The organism is Streptomyces sp. JN8, from assembly GCF_055808075.1.
Map to the genome: position 1 here is coordinate 356,622 of NZ_CM147852.1, position 13,659 is coordinate 370,280.

At 74.5% G+C, this 13,659-nt stretch carries 14 protein-coding genes; 7 read left to right on the plus strand and 7 right to left on the minus strand.

Translation table 11 applies throughout. The annotated features are described in order from the left end of the window. Positions 1–215: 215 nt before the first annotated feature. Entirely contained in the window at positions 216–1,328 is a 1,113-nt protein-coding gene (locus ACY0MR_RS01740) for an ABC transporter ATP-binding protein (protein ID WP_473558560.1), read from the plus strand. After that, complete coding sequence (locus ACY0MR_RS01745; RefSeq protein ID WP_473558562.1) at positions 1,325–2,245, plus strand: ABC transporter permease; 921 nt, start codon at positions 1,325–1,327, stop codon at positions 2,243–2,245. Before ACY0MR_RS01740 ends, ACY0MR_RS01745 begins: the two co-directional genes overlap by 4 nt. A gap of 21 nt (positions 2,246–2,266) precedes the next feature. Here the strand turns inward: ACY0MR_RS01745 and ACY0MR_RS01750 are convergent, their stop codons facing one another. Together ACY0MR_RS01750 and ACY0MR_RS01755 are read right to left on the minus strand one after the other, a co-directional pair. After that, positions 2,267–3,121, minus strand: a complete 855-nt coding sequence (locus tag ACY0MR_RS01750; RefSeq protein WP_392039531.1) for a DMT family transporter — start codon at positions 3,119–3,121, stop codon at positions 2,267–2,269. A 176-nt stretch (positions 3,122–3,297) separates the two neighbouring features. Then, positions 3,298–4,053, minus strand: a complete 756-nt coding sequence (locus ACY0MR_RS01755; protein ID WP_473558564.1) for a hypothetical protein — start codon at positions 4,051–4,053, stop codon at positions 3,298–3,300. Positions 4,054–4,145: 92 nt separating this feature from the next. Between ACY0MR_RS01755 and ACY0MR_RS01760 the strand changes: the two genes are divergently transcribed. Both ACY0MR_RS01760 and ACY0MR_RS01765 read left to right on the plus strand, forming a co-directional pair. Further along, the gene (locus tag ACY0MR_RS01760) at positions 4,146–5,825 is read left to right on the plus strand and encodes a serine/threonine-protein kinase (RefSeq protein WP_473558567.1); all 1,680 of its coding nucleotides are present in this window, start codon (positions 4,146–4,148) and stop codon (positions 5,823–5,825) included. Next, entirely contained in the window at positions 5,822–6,427 is a 606-nt protein-coding gene (locus ACY0MR_RS01765; protein WP_473558569.1) for a hypothetical protein, read from the plus strand. The genes ACY0MR_RS01760 and ACY0MR_RS01765 overlap by 4 nt, the downstream gene beginning before the upstream one ends. A 16-nt stretch (positions 6,428–6,443) precedes the next feature. Here ACY0MR_RS01765 and ACY0MR_RS01770 read toward each other — a convergent pair whose 3' ends face one another. Both ACY0MR_RS01770 and ACY0MR_RS01775 read right to left on the minus strand, forming a co-directional pair. Continuing rightward, positions 6,444–7,676, minus strand: a complete 1,233-nt coding sequence (locus tag ACY0MR_RS01770) for a hypothetical protein (RefSeq protein WP_473558571.1) — start codon at positions 7,674–7,676, stop codon at positions 6,444–6,446. Positions 7,677–7,825: 149 nt separating this feature from the next. Continuing rightward, complete coding sequence (locus ACY0MR_RS01775; protein ID WP_403314338.1) at positions 7,826–8,551, minus strand: dienelactone hydrolase family protein; 726 nt, start codon at positions 8,549–8,551, stop codon at positions 7,826–7,828. 270 nt (positions 8,552–8,821) lie between these two features. Here ACY0MR_RS01775 and ACY0MR_RS01780 point away from each other — a divergent pair, with 270 nt between their 5' ends. Both ACY0MR_RS01780 and ACY0MR_RS01785 read left to right on the plus strand, forming a co-directional pair. Then, positions 8,822–9,265 (plus strand): DUF6325 family protein, encoded by a 444-nt coding sequence (locus tag ACY0MR_RS01780; RefSeq protein ID WP_388800176.1) that lies wholly within the window; start codon positions 8,822–8,824, stop codon positions 9,263–9,265. A 41-nt stretch (positions 9,266–9,306) separates the two neighbouring features. After that, a complete protein-coding gene (locus ACY0MR_RS01785) occupies positions 9,307–9,594 on the plus strand; it encodes an SHOCT domain-containing protein (protein WP_361848344.1) in 288 nt (95 codons plus the stop codon). Between the two features lie 214 nt (positions 9,595–9,808). Here the strand turns inward: ACY0MR_RS01785 and ACY0MR_RS01790 are convergent, their stop codons facing one another. Both ACY0MR_RS01790 and ACY0MR_RS01795 read right to left on the minus strand, forming a co-directional pair. Continuing rightward, positions 9,809–10,525, minus strand: coding sequence for an esterase/lipase family protein (locus ACY0MR_RS01790; protein WP_473558575.1), 717 nt, complete (start codon positions 10,523–10,525; stop codon positions 9,809–9,811). A gap of 297 nt (positions 10,526–10,822) precedes the next feature. Next, positions 10,823–11,359 carry a CGNR zinc finger domain-containing protein gene (locus ACY0MR_RS01795; protein ID WP_388800170.1) on the minus strand — a complete coding sequence of 179 codons (537 nt, stop codon included), beginning with the start codon at positions 11,357–11,359 and terminating at the stop codon, positions 10,823–10,825. Between the two features lie 145 nt (positions 11,360–11,504). On the opposite strand from ACY0MR_RS01795, the gene ACY0MR_RS01800 reads away from it, so the two are divergent. Further along, complete coding sequence (locus ACY0MR_RS01800) at positions 11,505–12,812, plus strand: MFS transporter (RefSeq protein WP_473558578.1); 1,308 nt, start codon at positions 11,505–11,507, stop codon at positions 12,810–12,812. On the opposite strand, the gene ACY0MR_RS01805 is transcribed toward ACY0MR_RS01800, so the two are convergent. Then, on the minus strand, positions 12,795–13,397 hold the full coding sequence (locus tag ACY0MR_RS01805) for a TIGR03086 family metal-binding protein (protein WP_473558580.1): 603 nt from the start codon (positions 13,395–13,397) through the stop codon (positions 12,795–12,797). The genes ACY0MR_RS01800 and ACY0MR_RS01805 overlap by 18 nt on opposite strands. Between the last annotated feature and the right edge of the window lie 262 nt (positions 13,398–13,659).

Genomic DNA, 13,659 nt, shown 5'->3' on the forward strand with positions numbered 1-13,659 from the left:
GCCGGATGTTCTGCGAGCCGAACACTCCCGGCACACCGGCCTCACGACCTCACCGATCCCTGGGCCCTCGCGGTCGAGCGACCGGTCGAGCGAGGCCGGTGTGCCGGGAGTGCGGACCCGCCCCCATCCGCGGACCCGTGGACCGCGGGAGGCATCAGACCCGGACGAGGACCCGACCGCATGCAGCGACCCGACGTCGACCAGGAGCGGACCCCATGCAACGACCCGCAGGAGTCGACGGCCCCGCACCGGACTCCCTCGTGACGACCGGCCTCGGCAGGACACCCGTCGCGCACCCGGACCCCGAGCCCGCGTGCGCCATCAGCATGCGCGGCCTGGTCAAGAGCTATCCCGGACCGCAGGGCACCACGACGGAGGCGGTCCGCGGGGTGGACCTCGACGTGCGGCAGGGCGAGAGCTTCGCCTTCCTCGGGCCCAACGGCGCGGGCAAGTCGACCACCATCGCCATGCTGTGCGCCCTGGCCCGGCCCACCGCCGGTCGCGCGGTCGTCGCGGGGGCCGACGTGGTCAGCCGGCCCCACGAGGTACGTCGGCGCGTCGGCATGCTCTTCCAGCACGGCGCCCTGGACGCGGACCTGACGGTCGACCAGAACCTGCACATCCACGCACGGCTCTACGGTCTCTCCCGCCGCCACGCCCGGACCCGCGCCGCGGAGGTGCTGGAGACCGCCGGACTGAGCGACCGACGGCGCTCGCCGGTACGCACGCTGTCGGGAGGCATGCGGCGTCGGCTGGAGATCGCCCGCGCCCTGCTCCACTCCCCCCGCCTGCTGTTCCTCGACGAGCCCACCACCGGGCTCGACCCGCACGCCCGCGCCCAGGTCTGGGAGCACCTCGGGGCGCTGCGCGACCGGCACGGCAGCACGCTCTTCGTCACGACCCACTATCTGGAGGAGGCGGAGAACTGCGATCGGATCGCGATCATCGACCGCGGCCGGGTGGTGGCGCAGGGCACGCCCCTCGCCCTGAAGGCCGCGATCGGGGACGACCTGGTCGTGCTGCGCACCAGTGACGACACGGCGGCCCGCCGGGTCGTGGCCGGGATCGTGCCGTCGGACCGGACCGTCACGGCGGACGCCGGCGGAGTGTCCCTGCGAGTGTCGGACGGCAGCACCTGGATCCCGCGTCTCTGCGCGGCGCTGCAGGGTCACGGCATCGCCGTGCACGCCGCATCCGCGGCCCCGCCGACGCTCGACGACGTCTTCTTCCACCACACCGGCCGCAGCCTCGACCCGGCCGGGCCCGGCCGGCCGCCCGCCGGACCCGCCCTCCGCTCCTCCACGTCAGAGACCGGTGGCAGCCGATGACCGAACTCACGACGCAGTCTCCTGGCACCCCCGGGACACCTCAGTCCTCAGCCGCGGCCCCGGACGGCTCCGGCCTCCTCGGCGACCAGGCCGGTCTCGGCGGCGGGCGGGCCGGGCGGCTCCGACACGAACTGCGGGCGATCCACGCCCTGGTCCACCGGGACATGCTGCGCCTGGCGGGACAGCGCGCGCACACCGCGCTGATGCTGCTCCACCCGATGCTCTACCTGCTCATCCTGGGAGGCGGGCTGGCCGCGCTCATCCCCCGCTCCTCCCTGGGTGTCGGGTACCAGACGTACCTGTTCCCCGGCATGCTGATGATGACGGTGCAAACGCCCGCCATCATGGTCGGCATCCGCCTGATCACGGACCGGCAGAGCGGATACGTGCGGGAGCTGCTGATGGCCCCCGTGAGCCGGACCACCCTCCTGCTGGGGCTCTGTGCCGGCGGCACCCTCACGGCGGCGGTGCAGGGAGCCGTCCTGCTCAGCCTCGCCGGCACGGTCGGTCTGCCCTACGACCCCCTGCTGCTGCTCCTGCTGCTCGCCGGGATGGTCCTGGCCTCGTTCACCATCACGGCTCTGGCGCTGGCCCTGGCGGTGTCGCTCAGCAGGGCGGAGACGTTCCACACGTTCCTCGGGCTGATCATGATGCCGCTGCTCTTCCTCTCCGGCGGCTTCTTCCCCCTGAGCACCCTGCCGGGCTGGGCCCAGGCGGTCGCCGCCGCCAACCCGCTCGCCTACGCGGTGGACCTGCTCCGGCGCTGCATCGGGTACCGGGTGCCCGACCAGCAGGCCGCCACCGGCATCGACTGGGCCGGCTGGCAGCCGCCGCTGGTGCTGGAAGCCGGTCTCCTCTTCGGCGCCGGTGTGCTCGCCGTGCTCTGGGCCGCGCGCCGCTTCAGCAGACCGGAATGACGCGCGGCGGCCGGTGCCCGGTCAGGACGTGCCGACGCCGCTCCGCGCCAGGGCGAACACCCCGAGGACGATCAGCGCGACGCCGGCGAGCTGGGGCAGCAGCCACCAGCCCGCCCGTACGTGCTCCTCGTAGAGCAGGACGCCGAGGCTGAGGCTCACCGTGGCGTCGCCGAGGGTGAGGGCGGGCTGGGAGGCGACGAGCGGACCGCCTTGCATGGCGTGTTCGAGCAGGAGGAGGGCCGCGATCCCGGCCAGGCAGAAGGCATAGGTCTGCCAGGCCGTCAGGAAGGCGCCGACACCACCGTCGCCGAGGATGTGCATCGAGGTCTTCATGAGTGCCGCGGTGAGCGCGTAGCAGATCGCCGTCGCGGCGCCCAGGCAGCCGGCCCTCGCGCGCCCGGCGGGTCGCCGGAGTCCTACGGTGGCGAGGGCCACGACGGCGACGGAGCAGGCGACGAGGACGGGCACCCAGCGGTCCAGTGCGACATGGGTGCGGTTCCCGGTGGGCGATGCCGCCGCGAGCGCGACCCCCAGTCCGACCACGACCCCCGCGACGGCGGCCCAGAGCCGGGCGGGCAGCCGCTCGCGCGTGAGGAGGGTCGCGATCAGCAGGGCCAGGGGCAGTTCGAGGACGAACAGGGGCTGTACGAGGGCGAGCGGGCCGGTCGCGAGAGCGGCGGCCTGGCCGACGCCCGCGGCGATGACGGCGAGGATGCCCGCCAGCCAGAGGGGCCGGTGCAACAGATCGAGGATGAGCCCGGGCCGGAAGGAGTCGGTCTGCGGGACGGTGAGCGCCGCACGCCGCTGGAGCACTGTGGCGAGCGCGTTGCTGAACGCGGCGAACACGGAGAAGAGGACCGGCAGTACGACGCCCATGCGTCGATCCTCACCGAGGTCCGCGGCGGTCCGATGCCGACACCGGCGGGCGTCCGTACGGAGGACCCGGTCGGGTCAACGCCCCTGGCTCGGGCCTGGCTGACGGGGCCTTCCGAACAGCCCCGTACCGCGAGTCGGCTTGCGGACCTCCGCCGGTCCACGTCGCGCCGGACGGCTCACGCGCAGGCGCGAACGGCCTCGTCCCAGGCGCCCGGGCTGCGATGGTGGTTCCGGTGCCCCGCGACGAGGACCCGGCGCAGCGCGGCGAGGTGCCGGGTCTCCGCGGGAAGATCCAGATCGCCGAGGAGAGCCGCTGCCGCGGTGGGTTCCAGGTCTCCGTAGAGGTCGTGGAACCCCGCCCGCAGGGCGTGGAACAGGGCCGGATGCAGAGCGGGAAGCATCAGGGCGGTGCGGAAGGCGGGCTCCTTCTCCGGCCATGGCACGGGGCCCGAGCACTCCAGGACCCGACGGGCCCGGCGGAGCAGGCCGTCGGAGCCTTCCGCGACCACCCGGTCGATGTCGTCGCCGAGGACACCGGCGAAGGCGGACGCCGACGTGGCGCGGTCCTCGAACCAGTCCACCCACAGGGAGTACGTGACCGCCTCCGCGTCCCGGTCCGCCTCCAGCCGCCGCCGGTAGCCGTCCCACAGCACGTCCGGGGGCAGGGGGCCCTCCGCGCCGTCGTGCGCGAAGCGGATCTCGCAGGTCACCCAGTACTCGTCGAGGAGATCGAGCAGCCCGAACGCCAACCGCAGCCGGTCGGCCGCGTCCAAGTCCTCGGCGAACACGTCGCCTGCCCGTGCGTGCGCCACCTGGTCGGCGGCGGTGAGCGGCACGTCCGGCTCGTCGTCGGACACCCACCCTCCGGCGGCCCTGCGGATGCCCTGATCCGCCAGCCATCGCTTCGCCGCCTCCACGGCTCCCCTGTCCATTCCGGGAGTATGACAAGACCCCTTCCGCGGGGAACCGGCCGTGGCCAGAATCTGTCCATGTGAGGGGGAACGTCGGCCGTCGGGGGATGGGGATGAGCGGCGCATGGGTGGTTCCGGGATACGTCGAGTCCCGGGAGCTGGGCGCGGGCGCCAGTGGGCGTGTGGTGTTGGCCCGGCACGAGTCGACCGGGTTGCCGGTCGCGGTGAAGTACCTGAGTGAGCGCTTCCGTGAGGACGAGGCGTTCGTGCGGGGGTTCAGGTCGGAGGCGCGGTTGCTCGGCGCCCTGGACAGTCCGTACGTCGTCGGGTTCTACGAGTACGTCGAGGCGCCGCGCGGTGCGGCCATCGTCATGGAGCTCGTGGACGGGGTCGCCCTGCGGGCCCTGATCGCACGCGAGGGATCCACGGGTCCCGAGGCCGCCCTCGTGGTGCTCAAGGGCTCGCTCCTGGGCCTCGCCGCCGCGCACCGGGCGGGGGTCGTGCACCGGGACTACAAGCCGGAGAACGTCCTGGTGGCGGCCGACGGCGCGTCCAAGCTCGTCGACTTCGGGATCGCGGCCGGCCGGGGCGCGACGCCGGGCGTCGCCGGAACGCCCGCCTACATGGCGCCCGAGCAGTGGAACGGCGCTCCCGCCTCGCCGGCGGCCGACGTGTACGCGGCGACCGCGACGTTCTTCGAGTGCCTGACCGGCCGGAAGCCGTTCACCGGTGACAACTTCGCGGAGCTCGCCCTGCACCACCTGGGCACGCCCGTTCCCGACGGGGAGGCTCCGGAGCCGCTGCGCCCGCTGATCCGGCGGGGTCTCGCCAAGTCGCCGGACGAACGGCCGGAGAACGCGGCCGCTTTCGTGTCCGAGCTGGAGGCGATCGCCATGGCCGCCTACGGGCCCGACTGGGAGGAGCGGGGCCGGGGACGGCTCGCGGCGCTGGCCGCGCTTCTGCCGCTGCTCCTCCCCTCCTCGGGCGGAGGCGTGTCGGAGGGGACGACCTCGCTGGCCACCACGACGCTGCCGGATCCGCCGCGGCGCCCCCGGTGGCGTGTTCCCCGCGGGGTGCCGGCAGGAGCGGCCGCGCTCGTCCTGGCCCTGCTGCTCGCCCTCGCCGCGCGGGCCGGAGTCGAGGCGGCGAGCGGCGACGAGACCGCTCAGGCCTTCGCGACGACCAGCACCGTGCCGGACACGGCCACGCCCGACCCGTCCTCGACGGCACCGTCGTCCTCGCCGCCGGTCTCCGATGCGCCGTCGACGGAGCCCACCCCGGATTCCTCTCCGTCGGGGAGCACCGGACCGACCGTCACCCCCGACGCCTCGCCCACCGACGACCCGCCGGCGGCGCCTACCACGACCCCTCCCCCGCCGACCCCCACGGAGCCGACCGCACCGACACCCCCGTCCAGTCCGCCCACGCCCACCGACACCGCGCCGACCACGACGTCCGCCCCGCCCCCCGTCGCGGTGACCGACGTCTCCGTCACGAGTCTGCGCCAGACGGGGGTGACCACCGCCGCGGGCACCGTCGAGGTCACCACGGACGGCACCGGGCCCGTGACCATCCACATCGAGTGGTTCACCGGGGACGAGAAGGGGACCGCGGGCGCGCCCGACGGCTCCGAGACCTACCAGCGCGAGGGAGCCACCCGGTACACGCTCTCCCTCGCCCACGACGTCCGGGGCGCGGGCTGCTACTGGGGGCTGCGCGCGTCCACCTCGCCCGCCGCGTCCAACGGCGGTTCCCTTCAGCAGGTCTTCATCCGGCGGTGCACGATCTCATGAACGACGACGACTACAGCGCCACCGAGCTCGGCAGCCACTGGTTCGAGCATCCCGTGCCGGAGGCGGCACCGGACCGGGTGGAAGGCGAGGTGCTGCGCTTCGGGCCGGGGGTGACCGCGGCGGCGGTCCGGCGGGCAGAGAACACGCCCACGGCGGTCGAGATCTGGCACGGCACACTCCCGGGCGTCCCCCCGCCGCGGCCGGCCCGCTCGCGGTGGCCGCGGCGGTACGCCCTCGCCGCCGTCGTGCTCGTCGCCGTGCTGCTCTTCCTCGCGTGGCGGGAGTACGGCCCGGGCGTCGCGGTGCGGGGCGTCTCCGTCGGCGTCGCCGAGCGGCGGCTCGGCTGCGACGGCACGGCGGACGTGGTGGCCCTGGTGCGCACGGACGGGAGGCCGGGCACCGTCACGTACCGCTGGGAGCGCAGCGACGGGACCCGGTCCGGTGTCCTGACGGAGAAGCTGGCCCGCGGGCAGGAGGAGGCTCGGCTCCACCTCCTGTGGACCTTCCACGGTTCGGGCACGCACCAGGCCGTCGCGCGGCTCGTGGTCACGTCACCCGGCCGGCGGTCCTCGGCGGCGACGTTCACGTACGACTGCGGCTGATCCGGCCGGCGCGGGGTCAGTGGGCGGGGAAGTCCTCCGGTGCCGGGTAGGTGACCCGGGTGCAGCCCCGCCGGGCCGTGATGTCGTCGACGTACGCGCGGAACAGGGCGGACAGCTCCTGGGGGCTCAGCACGTTGTCGTAGGTGTAGCCGGCGCTGAGCGTGTGCAGGGCGGGCCTGCCGTCGCAGACGGAGGACGCCCACCACGCGCCGCGCGCGTGGCCGGCCGTTCCCACGGCGACGACCTTGTCCGGGCGGCCGAGGTCCTCGTATCCGACCGTGCGCGCGTCGGCGCCGAAGTAGGAGGCGGTGCGCAGCCACCACGGGGAGTGGGTGCGGGCCGTGCGGGCGTAGTCGTGCGCGTCGTCGGGCAGGTCGGCGGCGATCCGGCCGACCTGGTCGGGGCCGACCGCCAGGAGGCAGCTCTCGACGGGGGAGGCCGCCGGGGCGGGGGTCGCGAGGGCCCGGTCGGGCAGTGCGCCCTGCCCCGCCCGGCGGACGTACCGCGCGAACCAGCCGCACGAGCCGTCCGTCGCTCCCGTCGCGGGCCGCAGGTCGGCCGATACGGCGGGCAGCGGACGGGTGGGCAGTGCGGGCAGGGTGGTTCGGCAGCCGATCCGGTCGATGAGCACCGCGGTGGCGGAGCGGGCGAGCCGGGCGAGGCGGTCCCGGTCCTCCGCGGAGACGTCGTCGTAGTCGGCGCGCGCCGTGACCTGGAGCAGTTCCGGCGCCTGCGCGCGGCTGCCGGGGCCGCACTCGGCGCGGACGGTGGTGTGGTCGTCTCCGTACCGGCCCAGGGTTCCGTCGCCGACGGGGTGCGGTTCGGGGCGCCGGTCGGCGGTCGCCGTGACGTCCGGCTCCTCTCGGGCGGAATCGTCGCGGAAGGGTTCGAGGCTGCTGTCGTCGCCTATCCAGTGCAACGGCGTGTCGGGGTCGACGACCCGCACCATGAGGGTGAACAGGCCGGTGGTTCTGCCGGGGCCGGGGACCTTGTAGACGGCGCAGGAGCCGGGGAGTTCGTCCGCGTCGAGCCTGCTCCGCTCGTCGTCGGCGGCCTTCGCCCGGATCGTTCCGCCCTGGAGGTCCATGACCTCGGCCCCGGAGACGAGTCCGTCGCAGGCCGCGGCGATGTCGCGTTCGCCGGCGGCGTGGTCGCGTATCTCGTCGAACGTCAACCAGCCCGCGTACAGGCTCAGTCCGATGCCGCCGACCGCGGTCCACCGCCACAGCCCGGCCCATCCCCCATGCATCGTGCTCTCCCCTCGGAACCCGTCCGGCGCGCTCGGTGGCGCCCGGCCACCGAGCGTAGTCGCCGGACGGGGGCGGGCCGGTGCGGGGGGGGGCCGGCCCCCGCACCGGCCCTTCGTCACCCGTCAGGCGTCGGACGACGGCAGGGGCGTCACTTCAGGTGGCGGTCCAGGAAGCGGCAGCCGTCTTCCAGCTCGAACGCCGGTGTGCCGGTGTGTCCTCCCAGGTTGGCGTGCAGGGTCTTCTCCTTGCTCCCGAAGGCGTCGAACAGGTCGAGGGCCCGCTGCCGGGGGTTTCCCTCGTCGTCCCACTGCAGCAGGAAGAGCAGGGGGACGGTGAGCAGGCGGGCCTCCTCGCGCTGGGCGCGGGGCACGTATCCCCCGGCGAAGAAGCCGGCGGCCGCGATGCGCGGCTCGGTCACGGCCAGTCGGATGCCGAGGGCGGTCCAGCCGCCGGAGTAGCCGACGGGTCCGTCGATCCCGGGAAGCTCCAGGAGCGCGTCCAGCGTGGTCCGCCACTCGGGGGCGGCCCTCTCGACGAGCGGGCCGATGAGGGACTCGAACTGTTCGTCGGCCGGTTCTCCGGCGCGGATCGCCCGCCGGAGGTCGGCCCGGGCCTGCTCGTCGGCGGCGGAGCGGGGGCGGTCGCCGCATCCGGCGGCGTCGATGGTGGCGACCGCGTAGCCGCGTCCCGCGGTGTACCTGGCGCGGGCCACGAGCCGGGGGTCCGACTTGGGCAGGCCGTTGTTGTGGGACATCAGGATCAAGGGGGTGCGTGCGGGTCCGCCGGGGGTCCACAGGGTGCCGGGGATCTCGCCGAGGGTGAACTCGCGTTCGAGGACGCCGTCGTCGAGGCGTCGTTCAGCGGTGAAGTGCACGGTCGTGCCTTTCGGGAGGGCTCTGGGGAGGCGCTCCCGGACGACCTATCGCCCGACCGTGACCCCGGAGGGGAGCACCCTTGTCGACATCTGAATCACGGGTACCACCTCCTGGTTCTCTGCACGGCCTCGGGAAGGCTAGCAACGGCCGACGGCGCCCGCCAGCGCTTTTTCGCGGCGGCGCGGGGGCCCGTGCGACCGACATGCGGGGGAACCGGCCCGGTGATGCAATGGAGCCACGGAGAGAGCCACGACACCAGGGGTTGCGCCGTGAACGACGATGCCGAAGAACTGGGACCGATCGACTACCTGATCGTGGAGTTCCCAGGGAGCCGAATGACCGGGGAGGGCCTGCCCCTCCTGGTCGATCTCGTGGATCGTGGCCTGATTCGCATCCTCGACCTGACCTTCGTCAGGAAGGAGGAGGACGGCTCCGTGAGCGGTCTGGAGATCGCCGACCTGACCGGTGACGGCGAACTCGACCTGGCCGTCTTCGAGGGCGCGTCCTCGGGTCTCCTCGGTCAGGACGACCTCGAGGAGGCCGCGGCGGCCCTGCAGCCGGGCAGTTCCGCCGGAATCCTGGTCTACGAGAACCGGTGGGCCGCGCCGTTCGCCGCGGCCCTGAACCGCGGCGGCGCCCAGGTGGTCGCCTCCGGGCGGATCCCGGTGCCCGCCCTCCTGGCCGCGCTCGACACCACGGACAGCGCCCGCTGAGCGTCGGCTGACGCCGGGCGCGGAACAGAAGGGAAACCCCCATGCCAGGCCTCCTTCGCGGGGTCGCGCGTACGGCCGTCGTCGCCGGTACCGCCACCGCCGTGTCGAACCGAGTGAGCCGCCGGCAGCAGGGCCGGTGGGCGGCCCAGCAGGAGCAGCAGTACGCGGCTCCGCCTCCGCCGCCGCCCCCCGCGGCCGCCCCCGCCCCGGCGGGCTCGGACATGTCCGGCAAGATCGACCAGCTCAAGCAGCTGGGCGAGCTCAAGGACCAGGGCGTCCTCACCGAGGCCGAGTTCGAGGAGCAGAAGCGCCGGATCCTGGAGTCCTAGAGCCGCTCGTACGGATCCGGCGCGCATCGGGCCCGGTGCTCCCCATGGGTGGGAGCGCCGGGCCCGATGGCGTACGGAGCCGGGCCCGTGTGCGTACGGGCCAGGACGCGCGTGCGTACGGGCCGGGGCGCTTGCGCCTGTGGGGCGAGGCGGGCCGGCTGCGCCTGCGGGCCATGGTGAACGCCGGGCGTTCGCCGGTGACACCGGCGCTGGTTCAGGACCGGAGGAACGCGCGGACGCCCCGGGAGACGGTGTCGTCGCCGAGGAAGTCGTTGTGGGCGAGGCAGCCGGCGGCGTTGTTGGTGGCGCCGGCCAGCGGCACGCTGTCGTCGGGGTTGACGACCTCGTCGCAGTCGGACCACCAGGTGGCGTAGCGCACGTCACCGGGGGTCTCGTCGCCCGAGGCCAGGCCCTTCTGGACGTACGAGCCGGGGGTCATGTCGCGGCACGCCTGGTCCCACAGGGCGCAGGCCCAGGCGGTGGCCGTGCCGTGGTTCGGACCGGCGAGGGAGACCCAGTGGGCGACCGAGGCCGGGCCGGCGGGATCGTACTTCGCGTACCAGCGGGTGACGAGGCTCCCGAAGGAGTGGGAGACGAGGTCGACGCGTGCGGCGCCGGTGCGGCGCTTCACGTCCTCCACGTAGGCGGCGAGCCGGCCGGAGAGGACCTCGTTCACGGACCGGTGCGTGTCGTAGCCGAAGGAGAACAGCTCGGCGTCCGTGTACCCGTCGGCCTTGAAGTCCTCGCGCAGTCCGCCCCATACGCCGGGGTCGGCGTTGTAGCCGTGGACGAACACGACCGGCGTGCGGACGGCCGGGATCGCGGCGGCGGTCTGGGCGCGGACCGCGGCGGACGGTACGAGCAGGGACACGGCGGTGGCCAGCAGCGGAACGGCGATCCGGGCGACGATCCGGGAACCGGGCTTGAACACACTTCCCCCTACGACGTGTTACGCACGAGTAGTCAGGAGCATGGTGGGGCCTCGGGGCGTGGATGAACAGCCCTCGGACGCCACGGCCGTCGTACGCCACGGTCCCGCACACCGCAAGGTCCTCGTACGCCACGGTCCTCGTACACCGCCCGGTCCCCGTACGCCACGGTCCTCATCCACCACAGTCCTCGGATGCCACGGCCTTCGTACGCGCGCGCCCGCGGCCGGCGGTGGGTGAGGGCGCGCACCTGGGTCGCCCTCGGACGTCGCCCCGGCACGCGACGGCCGGCGGACCCGTCAGTCCCGCTGCCGGGCGGTGTACCTGCGGGACTTGGTGCGGTTGCCGCAGACCCGCATCGAGCACCAGCGGCGGCTGTGGTTCTTGGAGGCGTCCCAGAACACCCAGCCGCAGGTGTGCTCCGCGCAGCGCTTGAGCCGGTGGATCCGGCCGGTGAGGACGACCTCCGCCCAGGCCACGGCCAGCCGGGCCAGGGCGGTCCGCGCGGGCGGTCCGCCGGGCGCCGGGACCAGCGGCGCGCCGGGGGCGCCGAGGGCGACGAGGACCGGCACCTCGGCCAGGACCGCGTCGGCGAGGGCCAACCGCTCGGGCGCGACCGGGTCGTCGGTGTCCAGCGCCTCCCTGATGCCGGCGCGCAGCGCGAGGAAGGCCGCGTGCTCGTCGGCGTCGAGCCGCAGGGAGGACTCCGCGAGGCCCCGTCCCGCCAGCCACTCCGCCAGCGCGGCGGGCGTGGCGATGTCGTCGGCGCCGCTCTCCAGGTCGACGGTGTTGGTGAAGGCCTCGATCAGTTCGGCGGCCGGGGACGGGTCGAGCACGAACGCGCCGCCTTTCGCGGGAAGTTGCCGGACCCTCCGCCGCGGGTTCCCCGAGAACGGATGGCCGGATCACTGGTGCGCTCTCACGATACCCCTGCCATACTGACCACCAAACGGCTTTAGGGGGTTATCCATGCAGGACGCGATGACGGATCAGTCGGTGTCGACAGCAGGGGAGGCGGTGTCGGCCCGCACGCGGAAGGCGGCGGATCCGCCCGACCGGAGCAACCGCAACACCGCGGTCCTGGTGGGGTTCACGGCCGTCACGAACCTCGCCGACGGCGTGACCAAGGTCGTCCTGCCCCTCATGGCGACCCGGCTGACCGACTCCCCCGCCCAGGTGGCCGGGGTGGCGCTGACGCTGACGCTCCCCTGGCTGCTGGTCGCCCTGCACGTCGGCGTCCTCGTCGACCGCTTCGACCGGCGCCTGCTGCTCTGGGTCGCCGACGGTGCCCGCATGCTCGTCGTCGCCACGCTGCTCGCCCTCGCGCTGCGCGACGCCGTGACCGTCCCCGCGCTGTACGCCGCCGGGCTGCTGCTCGGGGTCGCCGAGGTGGTGGCCCTGACCTCGGCCGCCACCCTCGTGCCCTCCCTGGTGGCCCCCGCGGGCCGCGAGCGGGCCAACGCGTGGGTGGCCGGCGCCGAGACCGCCTGCAACGAGTTCTGCGGTCCCTTCGTCGGCGGTCTGCTGGTGGCCGCGGGCGCCGGCGTCGCCCTGGGGTGGACCGGCGCCGCGTACCTGATCGGGACGCTGGTCCTGCTGCTCCTCGTGGGCCGCTTCACGCCGGCTTCGGGCGACGCGCGCCCGACCGGAACCGTCAACCAGCGCATCGCCGAGGGCGTCCGGTTCCTCTGGCAGCAGCGCCTGCTGCGGCTGATGGCCCTCGCGCTGACCGTGCTCTCGGCCTGCTGGGGGGCCTGGCTCGCCCTGATGCCCCTGGTCGCCACCTCGCTCATGGACCTCGACAGCCGCGAGTACGGCCTGCTGCTGAGCGCCCTCGGCGCCGGCGGGCTGGTCGGTGCCCTCACCGTCACGAGCGTCAACCGGCTGCTCGGACGGCGCTGGTCCATGTTCGCCGACCTCGTCGGCACCGCCGCCATGGTCGCCGCCCCGGTGTTCTCCACGAGCCTCTGGGTCGTGGCCGGCGGCGCCTTCCTCGGCGGCATGGGCGGGATCCTGTGGACGGTGAACTCGCGGACCCTCAGTCAGCGGCTCGTCCCCGACGCCATGCTCGGCCGCTACAACGCGGCGGCCCGGCTCTTCAGCTGGGGCGCGATGCCGCTCGGGGCCGGACTGGTCGGCGTGCTGGCCGAGTGGTTCGGGATCCGCACCGCCTTCGCCGTGTTCGCCCTCGCCACGCTCGCGATCGTCGTGCCGTTCCTGCGGACCGTGACCCCGCGGGCGCTCGCGGACGCCGCGGGGCCGGTCACCGGGTCATCGGGCGGCGGGTGACCGCCAGCCCGGGTCCCGACCGCTCAGACCCACCGCCCGGTCGAGGAGCGGGGCGCCGTCCGGGACCGGGACCACGGCGCCGAAGATGCCGCCGCCGCGGTCGTCCTCCTCGGCGGCCGCCAGCAGGAACGCGTGCGAGGCCCGCAGCGCCGTCTCGTCGGGGGCGTAGTCCTGGCCGGTGGCCCGGGCCAGGTCCCAGCCGTGGATCACGAGCTCGTCCACGGCGACCGCGGCCGCGATCCCGCCGGGCAGGTCGATGCCTCCCGCCCGGGTCATGCCCGTCCAGGCGGCCGGGTCCCGCCAGGCGGCGGCGAACTCGTCGAGGACCCGCGGCAGCGCCTCGCGCCAGTCGGCCGGAAGGGCGGGGACGGCGCCGTCGGGGGGCGTGTCCGTCGTCGCCCCGAGATCCTTCACGGCCGCGTCCCGGAAGGCCACCGCGAGCCCGGCCAGGTGGCCCAGGACGTTCCGCACGGTGTAGTCGGGACACGGCGTCGGGGCGGCCAGCATCGCGTCGGGGGTGCCCGCCGCGAGCCGGGCCACGATCCGGGCCTGGGGCCCGAGGTCGAAAGTCGTCGTCTCGGTCATCTGCCGCTCCTTGGACGTACGGGTCGTGCAGGGTAGACCGCTCCCGCGGCACGGACTCATCGGTCGCCGGCCACCCGGTTCGGGGCGACCGCCGCGGGGGCCGGTGCGCCGCCGGCACGGACGGCGGACGCGTACGGGCGCGGGGCACACGGACTGCGGGGCGCGGACACGGACCGCACACAGGCGGCGGGCCGGTACGGACGCCGGCGCGGACGCCGCTTGCGGACCGCGGCGCCCGGCCGGATCCCGCCCGGGCGGGATC

What these genes read in the sequence shown, in the direction of transcription:
- ACY0MR_RS01760 (WP_473558567.1), top strand. Translation starts at nt 4,146, where the DNA reads ATGAGCGGCGCATGGGTGGTTCCGGGATACGTCGAGTCCCGGGAGCTG.
- ACY0MR_RS01745 (WP_473558562.1), top strand. Translation starts at nt 1,325, where the DNA reads ATGACCGAACTCACGACGCAGTCTCCTGGCACCCCCGGGACACCTCAG.
- ACY0MR_RS01740 (WP_473558560.1), top strand. Translation starts at nt 216, where the DNA reads ATGCAACGACCCGCAGGAGTCGACGGCCCCGCACCGGACTCCCTCGTG.
- ACY0MR_RS01805 (WP_473558580.1), bottom strand. Translation starts at nt 13,397, where the DNA reads ATGACCGAGACGACGACTTTCGACCTCGGGCCCCAGGCCCGGATCGTG.
- ACY0MR_RS01765 (WP_473558569.1), top strand. Translation starts at nt 5,822, where the DNA reads ATGAACGACGACGACTACAGCGCCACCGAGCTCGGCAGCCACTGGTTC.
- ACY0MR_RS01750 (WP_392039531.1), bottom strand. Translation starts at nt 3,121, where the DNA reads ATGGGCGTCGTACTGCCGGTCCTCTTCTCCGTGTTCGCCGCGTTCAGC.
- ACY0MR_RS01785 (WP_361848344.1), top strand. Translation starts at nt 9,307, where the DNA reads ATGCCAGGCCTCCTTCGCGGGGTCGCGCGTACGGCCGTCGTCGCCGGT.
- ACY0MR_RS01770 (WP_473558571.1), bottom strand. Translation starts at nt 7,676, where the DNA reads ATGCATGGGGGATGGGCCGGGCTGTGGCGGTGGACCGCGGTCGGCGGC.
- ACY0MR_RS01755 (WP_473558564.1), bottom strand. Translation starts at nt 4,053, where the DNA reads ATGGACAGGGGAGCCGTGGAGGCGGCGAAGCGATGGCTGGCGGATCAG.
- ACY0MR_RS01800 (WP_473558578.1), top strand. Translation starts at nt 11,505, where the DNA reads ATGACGGATCAGTCGGTGTCGACAGCAGGGGAGGCGGTGTCGGCCCGC.